Source organism: Pseudostreptobacillus sp., from assembly GCF_977040545.1.
The window spans coordinates 1-3,803 of the sequence record NZ_CDRRBS010000098.1 but is presented as its reverse complement, the minus strand read 5'-3'; the positions used below and the strand labels follow the sequence as shown (position 1 = coordinate 3,803).

Sequence of the window (3,803 nt, the reverse complement as noted above, 5' to 3'; positions counted from 1 at the left end):
CTTCTAAAAATTTAGTTTTTTCAAAATCATTTATCACAGGATGATAACTTTCTTTAACATCAATTTCTATACTCGCTCCTAGACTTTCAACAAATTTAGGTAAATCATATTTTAATATATTCACTATATATTCTTTCGTTTCCATAGTTAAAGTTCTTATCGTTCCTGTAAGATGGGCAAAATCTGCAACTATATTTACTGCTGTACCAGCATTGAAAGTACCTACAGTAATTACAGCACATTCTCTAGGATCAATTTTCCTACTTACTATAGTTTGCAGATATTCAACAACTTTAGATGCTATCACTATCGTATCTATACCCAAATGTGGCATAGCTGCATGACTTGAAACACCTTTTATTTTAATATCAAAAACTGAAGAAGTCGCATGTAATTTACCATATCTTATTCCAATTTTACCAACTTCTATTTCTGGAGCAACATGGAATCCAAAAAGTGCCTCAGCTTTAAAATCACTATTAACTCCATCTTCCAACATACGCTTAGAACCACCTATAGTTTCTTCTGCCGGTTGAAAGAAAAATTTAACACTACCCTTCCACATATCTTTATTTTCAGATAACAATTTAACTAATCCTAGCTGTACACTAGTATGTATATCGTGACCACAAGCATGCATAACACCAGAATTTACAGAAGAAAATTCAACACCACTTTCTTCAAAAATAGGTAGTGCATCAATATCTGCACGAAAAGCAATATTTTTACCTTTCCCATTATGTATATATGCATATACTCCAGTATTTGCAACTATTTTAAATTCAATATTGTGTTTAATTAAATATGATTGTATAAACTTTGAAGTTTCATATTCTTTTTCACTTAATTCTGGATTTTTATGTATATTTCTTCTTATATTTACAATTTCAGTAAAAATCTCATCTACTTTTTGTTTTATATATTCATTCATAAATCCTCCCATATTCTTTTATTTTACCATACTTCAACTTCATAGTAAATAAAAAAAATTGCCTTAGCAATTTTAATTATCTATTTTACAAACTTTAAATCATTATTAAACACAAAACCTTGACTAGATGATTCACTTTGAACATTAAGAATATTTGTATTTTTTAGTAAATCTGATTTCATAGAATCAATTTCTCTAAGTGTATGATCTATCTGTTTATTTACTACATATGCACTATGTGCAATATTAGTTAATTCTTTATGAGTATATATATTAAATGATAAAAAAGTAGTTACTATTGAAACTCCTAAAAATAAAACCTTCATTGTATGTAATTCTACATTTTGAATCAAATTTAATCTCGCATCTCTTGATTTACTATCTCTATTTATAACTTTTACTCTACCAATCATATTACTTACTCTCCTTTAAAAATACTCTTAATTTTGCTGAATGAGCTCTATTATTATTTTCAAGCTCACTATCCGTAGATTTTATAGCCTTCCTTGTTAAAACCTTACCTAAAGATTTATTCCCACATATACAAATAGGTATATCTCCAGGACAAGTACAAGGATTCTCATAATTTCTAAATTTTTCTTTAACCATTCTATCCTCTAAAGAATGGAAAGTTATAACCAACAATCTACCCCCTGGATTTAATTGCTTTATAGCTTTATCTAATGCATTTTCTAAAACCTCTAACTCCCTATTAACAAATATTCTAATAGCCTGAAAAGTTCTTTTTGCAGGATGTTTTTTCATGCTTTTACCTATAGCTTTAATTACAATATCTGCTAATTCTATGGTAGTTTCTATTTTTTTATTTTTTCTATACTCAACTATATATTTAGCTATACGTCTTGATTTAGGTTCTTCTCCATATTTATACAATATATCAGCAATTTCTACCTCAGAAAACTCGTTAACAACTTCATATGCACTAAGTTTTTGATTTCTATCCATACGCATATCAAGTTTTGCTTCCCTTTTATACGAAAAGCCTCTTTGATCATCATCTAATTGTTTAGAAGAAACTCCTATATCCATTAAAATTCTATCTACCTTACTAAAACCAGATAAATATAATACAGTATCTAAATTCTCAAAATTATTTTTAAATATTTGAATTTTATCACCATATCTACTTAATCTTTTTTTAGAAAAATCAATAGCATTTTGATCTTGATCTATCGCAATCAATTTAGAACCTGGAGTCGAATTCATAAGTATACCCTCACTATGTCCACCACCACCTAATGTGCAATCAACATATATAATGTCTTTATCTTTATCTATAATATATTCTAATACTTCATCATATAATACAGGCTTATGATATTCCATTTCCACTCCTTTCTATAAATATATATCTAAACTTTTTGCAATTTCACTAATTTCACTTTCACTAGTTATATCGTATTTTTCTTGAGCCCAAATCTCTACTTGATCTCCCATACCAATTACCATAGCTTTTTTATTAAATTCTCCAAAAGATTTAAGAGAAGTTTGTATCGTAAATCTTCCTTGATTATCAAATTCACATTCTTGAGCAGATCCTATTACAAATCTCTTAACTTTTCTATTTTGAGCTAAATTTAATTTTTCAATTAATTCTTCCCATCTATTTTTAGGATAAAGTGTTATTTGACCCTCTGTCCCTTTTGTGATATAAAATGGTTCACCATTAAGTGTTTCTCTAAATTTAGCAGGTAACATTAAACGTCCTTTAGCATCTATACTACATTCATATTCTCCAATAAACATTAATATCACCTCCAAGCTTCCACTTTTTCCCACAATTTTCCACTTTCTACCACTCTTAATAATTTATACCATAAAAAAGCCTATTTTTCAAGCTTTTTCTTTAAAAAAAATATTTATTTAATATTATTTTTTTTACAAATACAAAGTAAATACTGTATATCGTTTATTTAAAAATAAAAAACACTATATATTGTGTTTAAATAAAAAAAGAAGTGTAAAATAATTTTACACTTCATATTTTTATAAACTATTTATTTTCATTTATATAATCTTTTGGTAAACATTCTTTAATATCCCATATATCACGTGCATAATCCATTATTGTTCTATCTGAACTAAATTTACCTGAATTTGCAATATTAATTAATGATTTTCTTATCCATGTTTCTTTATCTTTATACTCTATACCAACAGCTTCTTGAGTTTTTCTGTATTCACTGAAATCTTTTAATACAAAGTATACATCCGGTCTATTACCTTCAACACCATATAATAATGAATTATATAATTCTCTAAATATTCCTGTATGAGAATCATCATAAGTTCCATCAACTAATTGATCTATAACCTTTTTTAATCCTTCAACTATTTCATATTCTTGTATAGGATCATATTTACCATATCCCTCAAGCCTAGCAACTTCATCAGCTTTAAGACCAAATATAAATGCATTTTCTTCTCCAACTTCTTCAACTATCTCTACATTAGCCCCATCTAAAGTTCCTAATGTAAGTGCTCCATTTATCATAAACTTCATATTTCCTGTACCTGAAGCTTCTTTTCCAGCTGTAGATATTTGCTCTGATACATCTGCTGCTGGGAATATTTTTTCAGCAAGAGAAACTCTATAATTTTCTAAGAATACAACTTTAATTTTATTATTTATACTTGTATCATTATTAACTACTTCAGCAACAGCATTTATTAATTTAATAATACCTTTAGCTCTTCTATAACCAGGTGCTGCCTTACCAGCAAATATAAATGTTCTAGGAACTATATCTAATAAAGGATTTTCTTTCACTCTATTATATAAATCCATAATATGTAATATATTTAACATTTGACGTTTATATTCATGTAATCTTTTAACTTGTATATCAAA

5 protein-coding genes are annotated in these 3,803 nt (G+C 27.3%); all 5 read right to left on the bottom strand.

What is annotated here, in order from left to right:
• Positions 1-931: M20 metallopeptidase family protein (locus tag ACWYO2_RS05240; RefSeq protein WP_455515432.1), on the bottom strand; the 931-nt coding region annotated here is incomplete at its 3' end.
• An 80-nt stretch (positions 932-1,011) separates the two neighbouring features.
• Positions 1,012-1,344: a hypothetical protein gene (locus tag ACWYO2_RS05235; RefSeq protein ID WP_455515431.1), complete on the bottom strand. Its 333-nt coding sequence runs from the start codon at positions 1,342-1,344 to the stop codon at positions 1,012-1,014.
• Position 1,345: 1 nt separating this feature from the next.
• Positions 1,346-2,278, bottom strand: a complete 933-nt coding sequence (gene rsmH, locus ACWYO2_RS05230) for a 16S rRNA (cytosine(1402)-N(4))-methyltransferase RsmH (RefSeq protein ID WP_455515430.1) — start codon at positions 2,276-2,278, stop codon at positions 1,346-1,348.
• A gap of 12 nt (positions 2,279-2,290) precedes the next feature.
• Complete coding sequence (gene mraZ / locus ACWYO2_RS05225) at positions 2,291-2,698, bottom strand: division/cell wall cluster transcriptional repressor MraZ (RefSeq protein ID WP_455515429.1); 408 nt, start codon at positions 2,696-2,698, stop codon at positions 2,291-2,293.
• 247 nt (positions 2,699-2,945) lie between these two features.
• Positions 2,946-3,803: glycogen/starch/alpha-glucan phosphorylase (locus ACWYO2_RS05220; protein ID WP_455515428.1), on the bottom strand; the 858-nt coding region annotated here is incomplete at its 5' end.